Annotated in this window: 11 protein-coding genes and 3 pseudogenes; 11 read left to right on the top strand and 3 right to left on the bottom strand. The window is 72.9% G+C overall.

Annotated elements, in window-relative coordinates; genetic code table 11:
- Nucleotides 1-11: 11 nt before the first annotated feature.
- Nucleotides 12-881, bottom strand: a complete 870-nt coding sequence (locus OG252_RS34410; RefSeq protein WP_329341046.1) for an ATP-grasp domain-containing protein — start codon at nucleotides 879-881, stop codon at nucleotides 12-14.
- A gap of 135 nt (nucleotides 882-1,016) precedes the next feature.
- Between OG252_RS34410 and OG252_RS34405 the strand changes: the two are divergent.
- Nucleotides 1,017-1,217 (top strand): annotated as a pseudogene (locus tag OG252_RS34405) (MerR family transcriptional regulator); the annotation flags it as partial.
- A gap of 15 nt (nucleotides 1,218-1,232) precedes the next feature.
- Here the strand turns inward: OG252_RS34405 and tnpA are convergent.
- Nucleotides 1,233-1,632: pseudogene (gene tnpA / locus OG252_RS34400) on the bottom strand (IS200/IS605 family transposase); the annotation flags it as partial.
- A gap of 25 nt (nucleotides 1,633-1,657) precedes the next feature.
- On the opposite strand from tnpA, the gene OG252_RS34395 reads away from it, so the two are divergent.
- Nucleotides 1,658-2,881, top strand: coding sequence for an RNA-guided endonuclease InsQ/TnpB family protein (locus tag OG252_RS34395; protein ID WP_329341044.1), 1,224 nt, complete (start codon nucleotides 1,658-1,660; stop codon nucleotides 2,879-2,881).
- A gap of 236 nt (nucleotides 2,882-3,117) precedes the next feature.
- On the opposite strand, the gene OG252_RS34390 is transcribed toward OG252_RS34395, so the two are convergent.
- On the bottom strand, nucleotides 3,118-3,837 hold the full coding sequence (locus OG252_RS34390) for a FadR/GntR family transcriptional regulator (protein ID WP_329341042.1): 720 nt from the start codon (nucleotides 3,835-3,837) through the stop codon (nucleotides 3,118-3,120).
- A gap of 219 nt (nucleotides 3,838-4,056) precedes the next feature.
- On the opposite strand from OG252_RS34390, the gene OG252_RS34385 reads away from it, so the two are divergent.
- The 9 genes and pseudogenes from OG252_RS34385 to OG252_RS34345 form a co-directional block, all read left to right on the top strand.
- Nucleotides 4,057-5,433: an SLC13 family permease gene (locus OG252_RS34385; RefSeq protein WP_329341040.1), complete on the top strand. Its 1,377-nt coding sequence runs from the start codon at nucleotides 4,057-4,059 to the stop codon at nucleotides 5,431-5,433.
- 52 nt (nucleotides 5,434-5,485) lie between these two features.
- Nucleotides 5,486-6,970 carry an acyl-CoA synthetase gene (locus OG252_RS34380; RefSeq protein WP_443068445.1) on the top strand — a complete coding sequence of 495 codons (1,485 nt, stop codon included), beginning with the start codon at nucleotides 5,486-5,488 and terminating at the stop codon, nucleotides 6,968-6,970.
- Nucleotides 6,963-8,315, top strand: coding sequence for a carboxyl transferase domain-containing protein (locus OG252_RS34375; protein ID WP_329341038.1), 1,353 nt, complete (start codon nucleotides 6,963-6,965; stop codon nucleotides 8,313-8,315). The genes OG252_RS34380 and OG252_RS34375 overlap by 8 nt, the downstream gene beginning before the upstream one ends.
- A gap of 94 nt (nucleotides 8,316-8,409) precedes the next feature.
- Nucleotides 8,410-8,808 (top strand): CU044_2847 family protein, encoded by a 399-nt coding sequence (locus tag OG252_RS34370; protein ID WP_329341036.1) that lies wholly within the window; start codon nucleotides 8,410-8,412, stop codon nucleotides 8,806-8,808.
- Nucleotides 8,805-10,526, top strand: coding sequence for a VMAP-C domain-containing protein (locus OG252_RS34365; RefSeq protein ID WP_329341033.1), 1,722 nt, complete (start codon nucleotides 8,805-8,807; stop codon nucleotides 10,524-10,526). Before OG252_RS34370 ends, OG252_RS34365 begins: the two co-directional genes overlap by 4 nt.
- Nucleotides 10,527-10,574: 48 nt before the next feature.
- On the top strand, nucleotides 10,575-11,597 hold the full coding sequence (locus OG252_RS34360; RefSeq protein WP_329341031.1) for an AAA family ATPase: 1,023 nt from the start codon (nucleotides 10,575-10,577) through the stop codon (nucleotides 11,595-11,597).
- Complete coding sequence (locus tag OG252_RS34355; RefSeq protein WP_329341029.1) at nucleotides 11,587-16,002, top strand: SAV_2336 N-terminal domain-related protein; 4,416 nt, start codon at nucleotides 11,587-11,589, stop codon at nucleotides 16,000-16,002. The genes OG252_RS34360 and OG252_RS34355 overlap by 11 nt, the downstream gene beginning before the upstream one ends.
- Nucleotides 16,003-16,128: 126 nt before the next feature.
- Nucleotides 16,129-17,166 (top strand): rod shape-determining protein, encoded by a 1,038-nt coding sequence (locus tag OG252_RS34350; protein ID WP_266439931.1) that lies wholly within the window; start codon nucleotides 16,129-16,131, stop codon nucleotides 17,164-17,166.
- Nucleotides 17,165-17,510: pseudogene (locus OG252_RS34345) on the top strand (histidine kinase); the annotation flags it as partial. The gene OG252_RS34350 and the pseudogene OG252_RS34345, both read left to right, overlap by 2 nt.
- Nucleotides 17,511-17,682 lie beyond the last annotated feature (172 nt).

The raw sequence follows: 17,682 nt of genomic DNA, 5'->3' as shown, positions 1-17,682 counted from the left end.
CCCGAGACCGTTCAGCGGGCCGCGGCAAGGATCGCCGCCACGACGGTGGGTATCGAGTCCGGATGCAGGAACAGGAACAGGTTCGGCTCCACCAGCTCCAGCTCCATGACCCGCGGCTCCCCGTCCTCCCCGTCCACCAGGTCGACGCGGGCGTACAGCACCTCGTGCGCGTCCGGTACGACGGCCAGGGCGCGCTCGGCGACGGAGAGTTCGGCCGGGGTCGGGGTCCAGGGCTCCAGGCCGGGATGCGCGACCTTGGCGGCGTCGAAGGCCGTACCGGAAGCGAGGACGGCCCGCTTGCGGCTGGCGTGCAGCAACCGCCCGCCGAAGAACTGCACCGCCCGCTCACCACGGGCGTCTATGCCGTTCATGTACGGCTGCACCATCGCGGTGAACCCTTCCTCGTGCATGCGCCTGAGGTGTCGTACGGCCGTCTCGTGCTGCTCGGGCGTGTAGCGCGCGGCGTAGCGGGCGCCGGCGCCGGAGGTGGGCTTGATGACGTACTCGTGGTCGTCGGGGAGGTCGGCGGTGTCACCCGGCGCGAGGTACCGGGTGGGGACGACGGGCACCCCGGCCGCCGCCAGGTCCCCGAGGTACCGCTTGTCGGTGTTCCACCGCACCACGCCCGCCGGATTCGCCAGCCGCGTGACCTTGGCGCAGCGCTCCGCCCAGGCCACAAACTCGGCCGCCCGCCAGCTGTAGTCCCAGGTGGACCGGATGACGGCGAGGTCGTAGGCGCCCCAGTCGACATCGGCGTCGTCCCAGATGACGGCGTCCGCCTCGGCCCCGGCCGCGCGCAGCGCGTCCCGCAGCACGGGCAGGTCGGCGTCCTTGCTGGGCTCCGGCCGGGGGTCGTAGGTGACGAGGGCGACTCGGGGCACGGCGGGCTCCATTCTCGTACGGCTCGACCAGGCAGGCTAACCGCCGCCCACGCAACCGCGGCAACCCATTGACCTTCCCCTTCAGTGAAGCCCCAGCATCGGTGGCGAGGAACGGAGCGAAACGGAGGCCCCCGCATGGAATGGCTGACGATCGGCACGTTCGCGAAGGCGTCCCGGCTGTCGCCCAAGGCGCTGCGATTGTACGACGAGCTGGAGCTGCTGCGTCCGGCACGGGTCGACCCCGACACGGGTTACCGGTACTACGCGGTCGAACAGCTGGAGCGGGCGCGGCTGGTGGCGTGGCTGCTGCGGCTCGGGATGCCGCTGGCCCGGATCTCGCACGAGCCGGTTCTGCTGTTCGATCAACTGCCTAACCATGGAGAGCGGGGCGCCGCCGACGGTTCCGGCGTAGTAGGAACCGGACCATAGCTTGTTGGCGCGCTAGTAGTGGCGTACCAGGTCGGGGAATCCTGGCGCGGACGGCGGGAGGAGACTCCCTTGAGGGAGTTGACGAGCTTGGTGACGGCGACCTTGGGCGGGAAGTTCACCAAGAGGTGGACGTGGCTGGTCTCGCCGTTGAATTCCACCAGCTCGCCTCGAAGTCCGCACACACCGACCGCATGATCTCCTCCATCCGCCTCAGGTGATCGTCCGTGAACACCTTGTGCCGGAACTTGGTCACGAAGACCAAGTGAACATGCATCACGAAAACACAGTGCCGAGCAGTCCTGATCTTCTGCATCTCAGCCATAACCCGCATAGGTAGCGTGGCCGTCATGCAACTTCGGTACAGCTTCCGCCTGTACCCGAACTTAGGCCAACGCACCGCACTGGCCAAGGCGTTCGGGTGCGCCCGCGTCGTCTTCAACGACGCGGTACGAGCCAGAGAGGACGCCCGCCAAGCGGGCCAGGCATTCCCGGCGGCCGGCGAGCTGTCCAAGAAGCTGATCACCGAGGCGAAACAGACCGCTGCACGATCCTGGCTGGGCGAGGTCTCCTCCGTCGTGCTCCAGCAGTCCCTGCGCGACGTGGAGGCCGCCTACAAGAACTTCTTCGCCTCCTGCAAAGGGGCCCGAAAGGGTCCGAAGACCGGTGCGCCCCGGTTCAAGTCCCGCAAGGACAAGCGGCAGTCGATCCGGTTCACGGCCAATGCCCGCTGGTCGATCACCGGCAGTGGGCGGCTGAACCTTCCCAAGATCGGCGCGGTGAAGGTGAAGTGGTCACGCACTCTGCCCGCATGGCCTTCCTCGGTCACTGTGATCAAGGACGCGGCCGGGAGGTACTTCGCCTCCTTCGTCATCGACACCGACCCGGCCGCTGACGCCGCCCGGATGCCCGGCACCGACCAGAGGGTCGGCATCGACCTGGGCCTGACCCACTTCGCCGTCCTCTCCGACGGTACGAAGATCGACTCCCCGCGGTTCCTGCGCCGCGCCGAGAAGAAACTCAAGCGAGCCCAACGCGAGCTGTCCCGTAAAGAGAAGGGATCCAAGAACCGCGAGAAGGCCCGCCTCAAGGTCGCGCGTGCCCACGCACAAGTGGCCGACGCCCGCCGTGAGTTCCACCACCAGCTCTCCACCAAGCTGATCCGCGACAACCAAGCGATCGGTGTGGAAGACTTGGCGGTCAAAGGACTCGCACGCACCAGGCTGGCCAAGAGTGTTCACGATGCGGGCTGGGCGCAGTTCGTGCACATGCTGGAGTACAAAGCGGTCAGGTACGGCCGGACCCTCGTGAAGATCGGCCGGTTCACACCGACCAGCCAGGTCTGCTCGGAGTGCGGGGCCAAGGACAGCCCCAAGCCCCTGCACGTCCGGACCTGGACCTGTGCCGCCTGCGGTGCGGTCCATGACCGGGACCACAACGCCGCGAAGAACGTGCAAACGGCCGCCGGACTGGCGGTGACAGCCTGCGGAGCGCCGGTAAGACCAGGACTCGTCCCGGCACAGCGCGAAGAAACAGGAAGCCATGGATCCCCGCCCGAAACCTGTGCCGCGTAGCAGCACAGCAACGGACGAGAGGCCAGAATCCTCGGGCTTCAGCCCGAGGAGCAAGTCAACTCCTGTGCTCCGACGGCCGGCCTGTCCACCGTCGTTCCCGACGACCGCATCCGCACCCGCCTCGGCGCCGCCCCGGCCCCGGACGAGGCCGTACGCACCCTGGTCGCCGAGGCGAACACGGCCGGTGGGCAGCACAACGTGAGCTGTGTGGTGGCGGACATGGTGGAGACGGCAGCCTAACGTTCCTCGTCCGGTTCCCAGTCGAGCAGGCGGACCTTCGCGACCGTACGCACATGGCGGCGCATCGCGGTGGCCGCCTGCTTCGGCTGTCCGGCGGCGATGGCGTCGAGGATCGCCTGATGCTGGGTCAGGGAGCGGTGCGGTCGGTGGGGCTGGCGCAGGGACTCGGTGCGGCTCTCGGCGATCTGGTCGGCGATGGAGCGCATGAACTCGGCGAGGAGGCTGCTGTGGGCGGCCGCGGTGACCGCCGCGTGGAAGAGCCGGTCGCCCTCGATGCCGTGACCGCCCGCCTCGATCTCCTCGGCCATGTGGGCGAGTGCCGCCCGCATCGCCGCGAGGTCGTCCTCCGTGCGGCGCTCGGCGGCCAGTTCGGCGAGCTTCGTCTCCAGAGCCTCGCGGGCGTCCAGGACGTCCGGGAGGCGCCTGCGGCGCTCGACCATCCTCTCGACGGGTTCGACGTCCAGGCTGTCGCGGACCAGGTACGTTCCGCCGCCGTGCCGTGCCTCCACCAGGCCCTGGACCTCCAGGACCACGATCGCCTGCTTGACCGAGGCCCGGCTGACACCCAGCCGCTGGGCCAGGTCACGCTCGGGCGGGAGGCGGTCGCCGGCCTTGAGGCCGCCCTCGGCGACGTACTGGCGCAGCCGGTCGAGCACCTGCTCGTACAGGCGCTGTTTCGTCATGGGGCGCAGGGCGTCGGTCGCGTGCTCGGTCATGGACTCCCCCTCTCGTCGGGAGCGTAACACCGGGCCTTTGGGTGGCCGAGTGGCTGAGCCAATTTCTGCGCGACCCCTTGACGAGGCTCCGCCGCGCGCCCACGCTAACCAGCCAACCGACCTAAGTGGCTCAGCCACTCGACCACTCGATCGCCCTACCACCTCGCCCCACCCGAAGTACCCACGCAACCGCTCCGGGACCCAAAGACGGGAGCCCGTATGTCCCCCGAACTCATCTCGATCCTCGTCCTCGTCGTGGTGTTCGTCATCGCCACCACCCGTTCCGTCAACATGGGCGCGCTCGCCTTCGCCGCCGCCTTCGCGGTCGGCGAGCTCGTCGCCGACCTCGACGCGGACGGCATCTTCGCCGGTTTTCCCGGCGACCTGTTCGTCGTGCTCGTCGGCGTCACCTACCTCTTCGCCATCGCGCGGGCCAACGGCACGACCGACTGGCTGGTGCACGCGTCCATCCGGCTCGTCCGGGGGCGCGTGGCGCTGATCCCCTGGGTGATGTTCGCCATCACCGCCGCGCTCACCGCGATCGGCGCGGTCAGCCCGGCCGCGGTCGCGATCGTCGCGCCGATCGCGCTGAGCTTCGCCTCCCGCTACGGGATCAGCCCGCTGCTGATGGGTGCGATGGTCGTGCACGGTGCCCAGGGCGGCGGATTCTCGCCGATCAGCATCTACGGCACGATCGTCAACGGCATCGTCGAGCGCGAGAAGCTCCCGGGCAACGAGATCACCCTCTTCCTCGCGTCACTCATCGCCAACGTGATCATCGCGGGGGTCGTGTTCGTCCTGTTCGGCGGGCTGAAGCTGTGGGCACGGGGGGCGGTCGCGCCGGACGGCGGCTCCGGCGCGGGCGACCTGCCGGAGGGCAGCGGGGGGGCCCGTACAACAGCTGACGTCGGCACCGGCACCGGCACCGGCACCGGCACCAGCCCTTCCGGCACCGCCACCCTCGTCGAAACCCAGCCGGACACCCTGGACACCACCCGCCTCAACCCCGCCCGGATCGCCACCCTCACCGCCCTGGTCGCCCTCGTCGTCGCCGTCCTCGCCTTCGACCTCGACGCCGGTCTGACCGCGATCACCCTCGCCGTCCTCCTGAGCACCGCCTGGCCGGACGACAGCCGCAAGGCGGTCGGACAGATCGCCTGGTCGACGGTGCTGCTGATCTGCGGTGTCCTGACGTACGTCGGTGTCCTGGACGAGATGGGCACCATCACCTGGGCCGGCGAGGGCGTCAGCGGCATCGGCGTCCCGCTGCTGGCCGCCGTACTGCTCTGCTACATCGGCGCGATCGTGTCGGCCTTCGCCTCCTCCGTGGGGATCATGGGCGCGCTGATCCCGCTCGCCGTGCCGTTCCTCGCGCAGGGCGAGATCGGGGCGATCGGCATGGTGGCGGCGCTGGCGGTGTCGGCGACGGTGGTGGACGTGAGCCCGTTCTCGACGAACGGCGCGCTGGTGCTGGCCGCGGCGCCGGACGTCGACCGCGAGCGTTTCTTCCGGCAGTTGATGATCTACGGAGGGATCGTGGTGGCGGTGGTCCCCGCGGTGGCGTGGCTGGTGATGGTCGTGCCGGGCTGGGGATAGGACCGACAGACGGCAGCAGGCAGTGACAGTGAACAGTTAAGGAGCAAGACGCGTGTCCTCTCTCTTCCCGGACCTGACCGAGGGCCGGACCGACGGCCTGACCGACTGCCTGACCGACGGCCGGACCGACCGGCCCGCCCTCCGGTTCGGCGACCGGTCCCTGACGTACGGCGAGCTCGGCGCCGCCTCCGGTGCCCTCGCGGCGCGGATCGGCGGGGCGGGCCGGGTGGCCGTCTGGGCGACCTCAGCGCTGGAGACGGCCGTGGCGGTGGTGGCGGCGCTGGAAGCCGGAGTCGCCGCCGTGCCGCTGAACCCGAAGTCCGGGGAGAAGGAGCTCGGGCACATCCTGGCCGACAGCACACCTGCCCTGGTCCTCGCCGCACCCGGCGACGAACTCCCGCCTCCCCTGCGGGACCTGACCCGCGTCGACGTCGACGTGCGGGCCACCGGGCCCGTCCGCCACGGCGAGGCCTCCGTGGACGACGACCCCGCCCTCGTCGTCTACACCTCCGGCACCACCGGCCCGCCCAAGGGCGCCGTCATCCCCCGCCGGGCCGTCGCCGCCACCCTGGACGCCCTCGCCGACGCCTGGCAGTGGACCGGCGACGACGTGCTCGTGCACGGGCTGCCCCTGTTCCACGTCCACGGCCTGGTCCTGGGCATCCTGGGCCCCCTGCGGCGCGGTGGCTCGGTCCGCCACCTGGGCCGGTTCACCACGGAGGGCGTGGCCCGCGAGCTGAACGCCGGCGCGACCATGCTGTTCGGCGTGCCGACGATGTACCACCGGATCGCCCAGACCCTGCCCGACGACCCGGAGCTGGCGAAGGCGCTGGGCCGCGCCCGGCTGCTCGTCTCCGGTTCGGCCGCCCTGCCGGTGCACGACCACGAGCGCATCGCGGCCGCGACCGGCCGCCGGGTGATCGAGCGGTACGGCATGACCGAGACGCTGATGAACACGAGCGTGCGGGCGGACGGCGAGCCGCGCGCGGGCACGGTCGGCGTGCCGCTGCCGGGAGTCGAGCTGCGGCTCGTGGAGGAGGACGGGTCGGCGATCACGTCGTACGACGGCGAGACGGTGGGCGAGATCCAGGTGCGCGGGCCCAACCTGTTCACCGAGTACCTCAACCGGCCGGACGCCACGGCCGCCGCCTTCACCGCCGACGGCTGGTTCCGCACCGGGGACATGGCGGTGCGCGACCCCGACGGCTATGTCCGCATCGTCGGCCGCAAGGCCACCGACCTGATCAAGAGCGGGGGTTACAAGATCGGGGCGGGCGAGATCGAGAACGCGCTCCTCGAACACCCGGGGGTGCGGGAGGCCGCCGTCACCGGCGAGCCGGATGCCGACCTGGGCGAGCGGATCGTGGCGTGGATCGTCCCGGCCGATCCCGAATCGCCGCCCACCGTGGCCGAGTTGGCGGACCACGTGGCGAACCGTCTCGCCCCGCACAAGCGTCCCCGGGTGGTCCACCACCTGGCCTCCCTCCCCCGCAACGACATGGGGAAGATCATGAAGCGGGCGCTGACCCGTGACTGACCGCCCGACCGCACGCGAGACGATCGCCGCGGTCACCGACGAGTCCACCTTCACCGAACTCCCGTACCCGGCAAGGGAATCCAAGCCGGACGGCCCGATCGGCTGGCAGGGCTACGACGCCTCGCGCGCCCGCGCCGCCGAACGCACCGGCGAGCAGGAGTCCGTGGTCTGCGGCACCGCGCGGGTGGAGGGCACGCGGGCGGTGCTGATCGCGTTCGAGTTCGGCTTCCTGGGCGGTTCGCTCGGCGAGCGCACCGGGGACCGGCTGGAGGCGGCGTACACCCATGCCCGCGAACACCGGCTCCCGGTCGTGCCGTTGATCGCCACCGGCGGCAGCCGCATGCAGGAGGGCATGCTCGCGCTGACCCAACTCCAGCGCGTGGCCCGGCAGTCGGCGCTCACCCGGGAGGCGGGGCTGCCGCAGATCGCGGTCCTGCAGGACCCGACCACCGGCGGCGGCTGGGCCACGCTGGGCGCGGGCGCCGACGTGATCCTCGCCCTGCCCGGCGCTCAGGTCGGCTTCGCGGGTTCCCGGGTCCGGCCGCCGGACGCGGACCCGGCGGCGTACACGGCCGAGGCGCAGGTGGCGGCCGGCGCGGCCGACGCGGTCGTACCACCGGAGGAACTGCGGGGGACGCTGGGCCGGTGGCTGCGGCTGCTGACGTCACCGGCACGGCAGGCGCCGGTGCCGCCGCCCCTCGGCGCCACCGATCTGCCGGCCACGGGAGGGGACGCGGTGCGGCGCGCCCGTGCTCCCCGACGCCCGCGCGCCGAGCGCTACTTGGACGCATACTTCACGCACCGTCTCCCCATCAACGGCGACCGCTGCGGCGGCACCGACCCCGACGGCATGCTGTGCGGCTTCGGCGAGCACGAGGGCCGTACGGTCGCCTACGCCGCCCAGACCGGCACGGCGACCCGCCCCGCCGGCTACCGCACCGCCGCCCGCCTGTTCCGCCTCGCGGACCGCCTCGGCATCCCGGTCCTCACCCTGGTGGACACCCCCGGCGCGGCCAACGACGCCGAGGCCGAACGTCAGGGCGCGGGCGCCGCGATCGCGGACCTGTTCCTCACCGTGGCCGCCGCCCGCACCCCCGTCACCACGCTGCTGATCGGCGAGGGCGGCTCGGGCGGCGCGCTGGCCCTGGCGGCACCCGGCAACACCTGGGCCACGCCGGACAGTTACTTCTCGGTGATCGCACCCGAGCAGGCGGCGGCGATCCTGAAGCGGCCGGCCGAGGAGGTCGAGGCGACGGCGGACCAACTGCGGATCCGACCACAGGACTTGGCCGAACTCGGACTGGTCCGGCATGCGCCACGCGACAACCTCAAGTACCGTCCGTAACAATAGAGATGCTCAGTGCTGCGAGAGCGGTGCGAGAGCGTGCGAGAGCAGTGCAAGAACCTGCGAGAACGCGTGACGGGACGACGGGGGCACCATGGAACGCTTAGTGGAGTTCGAGACCGCCGACGGGGCCGTGGTGTCGGTCGAGGCCTTCGAGGAGCGGTCCGGCTCCCGGCTGGTGTCCCGCGGGGACGGCACCGTCCAGGCGGCCCGCACCTTCGAGGGCGCCCTGGAAGGAGTGCGCGCCGCCGCCTCCTCGGCGCTCCGCGTCTTCCGTGACGGCTCCCTGCGGCCTGATGGAATCGAGATCGAGTTCGGGGTGAAGCTGTCCGCCGAGACCGGCGCGATCATCGCGAAGGGGACGGCGGAGGGCCACCTGGTGGTGAAGCTGAGCTGGTCACCGGGGGCGGCCCCGGAGACCGACGTGTCCTCGACCTCGTCCTCGTCCTCGTCCTTGTCCGCGCCCGTCCCGGAGCCCAGCCCGTCGTCATGAACAGCGCCGAATGGCACGCCCGGATCGAGTGCGGGGGCGAGGTGGCCGGAGCAGGCTTCCTCGTGTCCCCGAACAAGGTGCTGACCTGCGCCCATGTGGTGAAGCGCGCGGACGCGGGGCTGGCCGTGACGTTCACGGAACGTCCCGGCTCCCCCGCTGTCCCGGCCCGTGTCGTGGCCCACGGCGGCTGGGCGGGCGGTGACACCGACCCGGGGGACCTCGCGGTCCTGGAGCTGGAGCGGGACATGCCGATCGCGCCGGCCGCGCTGGCGCCCGTCGACACGGCACACGGCGTGACGGCGCCCCGCAAGCTCGTCGTGTACGGGTTCCCGGTCGGCTTCGACGAGGGCACCCTCGCCGAATACCGCATCACCGCACCGCAGCTGATCAACCGGGAGTGGATCCAGCTGGAGGCCTGGCAGCAGGGCGGCCAGCCGCTCGCCCCCGGGTTCAGTGGCTCGGCGGTCACGCTCGTCGACACCGGCGAGGTCGTCGGCATGGTCACGGCGGAGGGCGCCCCGGGTGTGCGCAACGGGCGGATGATGCCCACCGAGGTCATGGTCCGGTACTGGCCCGACCTGGAGGGCCTGGTGCCCACCTCGGACCATGCGAGCGCCGACCGGGCGCGGCTGCGCGCGCTGGTGGAGCGGGCGGTCCGCACCGGTTTGGAGTGCGATCCGGTACGGCTCTACACCGCGGCCGCCGACCGGTTCGACCCGCCGCCGCCCGAGGAGGGCTTCGACTCGCTGTGGTCGGCGGCGCTGTTCGTGCTGTGCGAACTCGACGGGCCCGGCGCCGCCGGCACGGTCGCCCGGTTCGCCGACCACCTGGAGGCGCGGCTGCACGCCCTGTTCCGGGCGCCCGCGCCCGCCGAGCCGGAAGCGGCCCCCGACTGGTCGCCGATCCTCGTCGAGCTGGCGCACAGCGGCGCCGGTGACGACCTGGTGCGCGTGGAGGTGTCCGCGTACAGCGGAGGGCACCGCCACCCGGTCGACTCGGACACGGTTCCGCAGAACCGCCTGCGCGCCTTCGTGCAGGACCGGATCGAGGCGGCGTTCCGCCATCTCACGCCGGGTGCCGACGAGTTGATCGCGTTCGCGCTGCCCCGGGACTGGCTGGACTGGCCGGTGGACCGCTGGGAGAGCGCCCCCGACGACGCCACTCCGCTCGGCTGCCTCTACCCGCTCGTCGTCACCGACCACGCCCGCCGCAAGACCAGCACCCGGCACGTCCTGACCCGCGCCTGGAACCGCCTGGACTCCTCCCCGGGCGCGCGGGTGCACCGCGTCGAGTGCTCCGGCCCCGAGGAACCCGGCCGGCTCCGGTTGCGGCTGCGCAAGCCCGACGCCTGTCTGGCCGGCTTCGCCACCGCGCCGGCCGCCGCGCGCACCCGCCCGCACTTCGACACCTCGCTCACCGCTCCGGCCCCGGTGATCATCTGGTCGCGCAGCGGCTGCGGCGCCGGCCGGGCCGACCAGGAAACGGACTGCTCAGACACGACCGCCCCCTGCACCGGCAAGTCCTTCCTCGACGAACTCGACGCCCACGTCGCCCACGTGCCGCCGGCCGAACTGCCCCGGCACATCCTGGCCCTGCGCGAGGAGGCCGACGCGGAGGACGGCCACTGGGCCCGCGACATCCAGCTGCTGTGGGACGACCCGCGCTGCTTCACCGACCCGCACGACACCACCGCGCACGTCCGCTCACCTGTGGCGTGACCCCACCCCGGCACGAACCCCAGTAAGAAGGAGCCCGGAGACCACCTCATGGCGCACTGGTCCGTCTACACCGGCAAGAGCGAGCCGCACGACGGCATCGACGAGCTGCCCGCCCCGCCCCCGTGGCGGGCCTTCGACGGCGGTCCCGCGCTGCCGCCGCCCGCCGAGGGGGAGGACGAGGCCGCCGTCTCCCCGGACCGCATGCACCGCGCGAAGACGTACGTCGCCTCGCCGGAGACCGTCCAGCTCGTCAACGCCGCGCTCTGTCTGCGCCGCCCGCTGCTGGTCACCGGGCCGCCCGGCACCGGCAAGTCCTCCCTGGCGTACGCCGTCGCCCGCGAACTGCGTCTCGGACCGGTCCTGCGCTGGAACATCACCAGCCGCAGCACCCTCGCCGACGGCCTCTACCAGTACGACCCGCTGTCCCGGCTGTACGCCTCCCGGCCCGGCCCGGGAAGCGACCGCGGTGGCCGGGGCGGCGTGGAGGACCACCTCCGCCTCGGCCCCCTCGGCACCGCCCTGCTCCCCTACGGGCGCCCGCGCGCCCTGCTCGTCGACGAGATCGACAAGAGCGACCTCGACCTGCCCAACGACCTGCTCAACGTCCTCGAAGAGGGCCAGTACGAGATCCCCGAACTGGTCCGCGCCGCCCGCCACTCCGCCGACGACGGCCGCGCCGAGGTCCTCGCCGACGGCACGGACAGTCCGGTGGCGATCACCCGCGGCCGGGTCCGCTGCCGCGCCTTCCCCTTCGTCGTCCTGACCAGCAACGGCGAGCGCGAGTTCCCGCCCGCCTTCCTGCGCCGCTGCGTCCGTCTCAAGCTGCGCCGCCCCGACCGGAGCCGCCTCACCGACATCGTCCGCGCCCATCTCGGCAGCCCGGACGGCGAGGCCGAGCCCCTGATCACCCGCTTCCTGGAGCGCGCGGGCAGCGGCGAGCTGGCCACCGACCAGCTCCTGAACGCGATCTACCTCACCGGGGTCGCCGGTCTTGACGCCGCCTCCCGCGACGAGCTGGCCGAGCAGCTGATGCCGTACCTGAGCGCGGCGGCGGACGGCGATGGCTTCTGAGCGGGCGGGTTCGAGTACGGGCTCCGATGACGCTTCCGCCTCGCCCGTCGCCCGGCTCTCCGCGGTCCTGGCGGCCGCGGCGGGGGCGGACGGGCCGACCCCGCGCGAGCTGGCCGAACTGCTGTGGCTGGCCGGACAGTTGGCGCGTCCGGAGGAAGCGGCGGCGTCCGGGGGCGGGGAGCCCCGGACCGCGTCCCCCGCGCCGGACGCCTCGGTCGCGGTACCGCCCCGCCCCGAGGCCGACCGCCCACGCCCGCCGGACCAGGCACCCGCCCCGCACCACGACGGCCGGGTCCCCCTGCTCCTGCCCACCCCGTCACTCGGCGTCCCCGGCCCGAACGGCGGCGGCACACGCTTCCTCGCCCCCGCACCCCCGATGCTGCACCGCCCCCTCGCGCTGCAGCGGGCGCTGCGTCCCCTCAAGCGCAAGGTGCCGTCGCCGCGCGCCCGCGTCCTGGACGAGCGGGCGACGGCCGACCGGATCGCCCGGCTGGGCGCACACCCCGAGGTGTGGGTGCCCGTACTGCGTCCCGCCCCCGACCGCTGGCTGCGCCTCAACCTCGTGCACGACACCGGCCCCACCATGCCCGTGTGGCGTCCCCTGGTCCGCGAACTGCACACCGTCCTCGCCCAGTCGGGCATCTTCCGCACGGTCACCCTGCACCCGGCCGGCCCCGACGGCCGGGCCCGCCAGGTCCCGGCCCTCGACGACGGCCGCACGGTCACCCTGGTCGTCAGCGACTGCATGGGCCCCCAGTGGCGCCCGGGCGAGGCGGGCGCGCGTTGGTACGGCACGCTGCGCGATTGGGCGGCCCGGATGCCGGTGGCGGTCGTCCAGCCGCTCCCCGAACACCTGTGGGCCGGCACGGCACTGCCCGCCGAACCGGGCCTGCTGACACCTCCGGCCTCGGCGGCCCCGTCCGCCGCGCTCTCCTTCCTGCCGTACGACCCGGAAGCCCCGCCGCCGCCCGCCACGGCCGTCCCCCTCCCCGTACTGGAGCCCGGCGCGCCCTGGCTCGCCAACTGGGCCGCGCTGCTGGCCGACCCGGGCGGCAGCCGGATGCCGGGAGCGGCGGCCTGGCTGCCGGACGCTCCGCGCCCACCTGCCGAACCGGCCCCCGACATAGCCGAGTTGGGCCCGGAGGACCTGGTGCTGCGCTTCCGCGCCACCGCCTCCCCGGAGGCCTTCCGCCTGGCCGGCCACCTCGCACTGGCCGTCCCCTCCGTGCCGGTGATGCGCCTCGTCCAGCGCACGGTGGACCGCGATCCACGCCCGCAGCACCTGGCCGAGGTGATCCTCAGCGGCATGCTCCAGGCCGTCCCCGGGCCGACGGGGAGGTATGAATTCCGGCCGGGTGTACGGGAGTTGCTCCTGCGGTCCTTGCCGCGTACGGCCCGGGGGCGGACGCGGGAGTTCCTGGCGCAGGTCGGCGGGCTGATCGACGAGCGGGCGGGGCTGGCGGCCGGAGAGTTCCGGGCGGAGACGGGCGGGGCGTCCGGCGACGCCGGGTCGGTGTTCGCGACGGTGAGCGAGGAGACGGTACGGCGGCTGGGCGGGGGTGGGGCGGAGCGGCTGGTCGGGGGGCGCTACCGGCTCGGCGAGCCGCGTGGTCCGGGTCAGCGGATGTGGGAGGCCGTTGATGTGCGGACCGGGGAGCGGGTGGTCGTACACCTGTATCCGCAGCAGGCGGAGCATCATCGGGAGCGGTTCCTCAGGGAGGCTGCCGCGCTGGCCGAGGTCGACAGCCCGTACGTGGTGCGGGTGCTGGACTTCGGGGTGGACGGCGAAAAGCCCTACCTGGTCGTCCAGTTCGAGGACGGGGTGACACTGCGGGAGGTGACCGAGGGGGACCGGCCCCAGCTGTCCTTCGAGGTGTTCGCGCGCTTGGCCCGTCAAGGCGTGGCGGGGCTGGTGGCCCTGCACGCCCGCGGCCTGGTGCGCGGGCAGTGGGGCTTGCTGGGGTTGCTGCTGCGGCCGGACGGTACCGTACTGATCAGCCGGTTCGCTCTCGGTGAGGAGTCCCTGGGCAAGCACCCGGACACGGACTACCGCGAATTCGACGAGATGCTCCAGCAGACGGCCCGGCTGGTTCGGACGGTGCCGCCGGAGTACCAGGGTCTGGTGCGCCGCATCGCCAATGGCTACCTCGACGACCCCGCCCGCAGAGCGGCCGAGGAACTCGCGACCGTCGAGCCCACCGAGCCAAACCGGTTCACCCTGCTCGGCGAGCCGCGGATCAGCCACCAGGGCTCCGTCCTCGCCCCGCCCTCACGCGACGCCCAGGCCCTGCTGTGCATGCTGCTCCTCAGGCACGGCCGACGCCTGACCTACGCCGAACTGGCGCAGGGCATCTGGGACGATCCGCCCGCGCCGGCCGAGGCGGAGCGGATCATCGACGCTCTGGCCGCGCAGGTACGGCCGCTCGTCCCCCCCGGCGCCCTCGTCGCCCTCTCCGGCGGCTACGCGCTGCACGCGGCGGACCACCACATCGACGTGGACCTCTTGGAAAAGCTCAGCCACCGCGACCCCGACCAGCCCCCCGACCTCCGACGCACCCAACTCCGCCAGGCCCTCGACCTCTTCTACGGCGACCCCCTCGACGGCGTCCCCGGCCCCGCCGCCCATGCCGCCCGCACCCGCCTCCGCGCCCTCCGCGACGAACTCACCCGCGAACTCGCCGAACTGGACAGGACCACGGTCGCCCCGCGCTCCGCGATCCTCTTCGAGGCCGACGACCTGAGCGGCCTGCCCGAGGCCCGCATCTCCCTCGAGTACGCGGTGCACGAGTTCCTGTCCCGCGGCACCCTCGCCCCCCACCAGCACGAGGTGCGCGTCCGCGACAACGGCTATGTCGTGCTCGCCGACCCCGACGCCTACCTGCTCCCCCTCCTCGTGGCCGTCCTGCGCGGACTGCCCGAGGCCTTCGCGAGGCTGGCCGACCCGCCGCGTCTTAAGGTGACGTTCTGGGACCGGCCCGGCCTGCCGCCCGAGCTGGCCACTCTCCAGGACCGCACCCCCTCCGACCTCCTGGTCGTCGTCCCGCCCGCCCTGTACGAGGAGTTCGCGGCCAGCTCCGCGGCGCTCGGCACCCAGCGCTTCCAGCCGCTGTACGGCAGCACCGCGCCGGACACCCCGCCCGTCGCCTGGTACTGCCCGCTCGCCCCGTCGCAGCCCCGGACCGACGACCGCGACCTGGTGCACGGCCCGCTGATCACCCACGACCTGCACAGCCTCGGCATCCCCGCCCCCGGCCGCACCGCCATCGTCCACACCCAGCCCGACGGGCCGCTCACGCTCCTCAACCCGGCCCGTCCGCACGGCTCCGGGCCGCCGCGGGCGACGACGTACTACGAGGTCGACCTCACCACCCAGCAGGCCTTCCACCAGGTGTCCCTGCCCAGCTCCGGCAAGGGCGCCTTTGCCGCGGCCGTGGAGCTGTTCTGGCGGGTGGAGGATCCGGTCGCGTTCGTGCACGGCGAGGTTCCGCGGGTCTCCGGGGTACTGCTCGAGCACCTGCTCACCGCGGCCGGCCGGATCACCCGGCGGCACCCTCTGCGCCGGGCGGGCGCGGCCCAGCGGTCGGTGAACTCGGGGCTGCGCACGACGTCGTGGCCGGTGCCGGGACTGTCGGTGTCGTTCTCCGTGCACCTGGTTCCGGAGGGGACGCCGTTGCCCGTGCCGGGGCGGGCGGCGCCCGCGCGGCGCCCGTTGTCCGACGTCCTCGGCGAGGCCGAGACCGTGCTGCTCGGTTTCGACGGTCCCGTCACCCGTCTGTACTCGGCGCAGACCGCCCGCGAGGCCGCACTCGACCTGCTCTCCGTCGTCGCCGAGCACCGCGACCCCGAGGACGCGCTGGCGGGACGGCACCCTTTGCCCACCGCCGACGGCCCCGGGCGGGAGGTCTTCGTCCACCCTCTGGACGTGCTGCGCGCCTTCGCGCACGACCGCCTCGGACCGGCCCTGCGCCGACGCCTCGACGAGATCGAGCTGCGGGCGGTCCCGGACGCGCCCACGACCCACAACTCCGTCGCCCTGGTGCGTGCGCTGCACGCCGCCGACCGTCGGGTCCTGGTGGTCACGGACGTCTGCGAACAGGCGGTGCACCGCTACCTGGAGCCGTACCGCCTCCCCCTGGCCGGCGTCCACGGCCGCAACGACAATCTCAGCCTGCTGATGCCGCACCCCGACTGTCTGCTGCGCGCCCTGCGCTCCCCCGCCGTACCCGCTCCCACGGGCGTGCTGATCGGCTCCACGGTCGCCGAACTCACCGCCGCCCAGCAGGTCGGACTGCGCTTCATCGGCCTGGCCCGCAACCCGACCGTCGACCAGAGTCTGCGCGAGGCCGGCTGCGAGATCACCGTCCCGTCCCTCGCGCCGGTGCTGGAGGCCGCCCGCTCCCTGTGACACATCGCCCGTTCAGCGGCACCCCACCCGGCCCACCACAAGACGCGCCCCCTGCCCCGCCCCCGCACGATGCCTATGAGGCCGCCACCCGGCGGCTCACGGTCTGTGCTCTCGGGAGGACCTGCCATGACCGCCAGTCTGGAGCAGCTGCGCCGCTGCCACTTCGCCGTGGACCTGGGTGCGGCGAGGACGCGGGTGTACGTGAAGGGGGCCGGGCTCGTCGTCGACCAGCCGTCCGCCGCCGCCGTGAACACCCGTACCGGCGCGCTGATCGCGGTCGGCGAGTTCGCGGAGAAGATGACGGGCCGTACGCCCGACTACATCCGCGTCGTCAGGCCCGTGTCCGGCGGCACGGTCGTCGACATCGAGATGGCGCAGCGCATGCTGCGGCACCTGCTCGGCGACAAGGTCCGCCGCGCCCTGCGCCGCAAGCCCCGGCTGCGGGCCGCCGCCTGCACCCCGCACGACGCCGACCCGCTGGCCCAGCGTGCCGCGATCGAGACGCTCGTCGGGCTCGGGGCGCGGCGCGTGGAGCTCGTCGACACGCTCATCGCCGCGGCCGTGGGGTGCGGGCTGCCCGTCGAGCGGCCCGAGGCGACCATGATCATGGTGTGCGGAGCGGCGGCGACCCAGGTGGCCGTGCTCTCCCTCGGGTCGATTGTGACCGCCGAACGGATCCCGGTGGGCGGCGAGGCCGTGGACCACGCGATCGTGCAGCACCTGCGTCACGAACACGAGCTGATGCTGCCCAGCCAGTCGGTACGGCCGCTGCAGCTCGCCCTCTCCGGCAACGGCCTCACCCCGCAGGGCCCGGCCTCCACCGAGATCCACGGGCGGGACGTGGCCACCGGCCTCGCCCGTTCCGTCCAGGTCGACACCGCCGCCGTACGGGACGCGATCGAGACCCCGCTGACCGCCGTACTGGACGGCATCGGCAGGGTGCTGCGCAACTGCCCGCCCGACCTGGTGGCCGACCTCGCCGACCGCGGGATCATGATGGTCGGCGGCAGCGCGCTGCTGCCCGGCTTCGACCAGATGCTGCGGCACGCGACGGGCATGCCGGTGCACATCGCAGAACGGCCGGACGTGTGTGCCGCCCAGGGCCTGGGCTACATGCTGGAGGGCAAGATCGAGCCGCTGGTCCTGGACCCGCTGGCCACCTGATACCCGGCTGTACGAGGCCGCCCGGCAGCGCGAGCGCTGGATCGAGGGCGCGGCGGCCTCCACCACGGCGCTGCTCACCGGCGAGAGTGCCGCCGACGCCTGCGCGGGCGTCGTCCTCCAGCCCACCGCGGGCGTCGTCCTCCAGCCCACCGCGGAGGGCGGCCTGGAGATCGTGACGGCGTCGACGTACGACGATCCGGGCGACCTCGTCGGGACGACCATCGAGCCCGCAGCGCGGCCCTCGGACAACTCCTGGGCGGTCAGCCGGTATTCAGCATGATGCTCCCCCTGAGCGAGCCGAGGGCCGCCCGACCGGCACCCTCGCCCTCCCCCACCGCTGCGGCGACACCGGTACGACCCGTCGCGTCGCCCGGCGTCTTCTGGTTCTGGCGATCAGTCAAGAAGGGAGCCATTACGGGCACTTCGAGTCACAGACCGTGTGAGACACACTCCCGGCGCTACCCTCCTTACACGCACAAAGTGTGACCGGCATCACTACCGCCCGTGCTCCGGCCT

It is taken from the genome of Streptomyces sp. NBC_01352 (assembly GCF_036237295.1).
Taxonomy (GTDB): Bacteria; Actinomycetota; Actinomycetes; order Streptomycetales; family Streptomycetaceae; genus Streptomyces; species Streptomyces plumbiresistens.
Note: the sequence above shows the minus strand (reverse complement) of the source record. Positions and strands in the feature narration are given on the sequence as shown.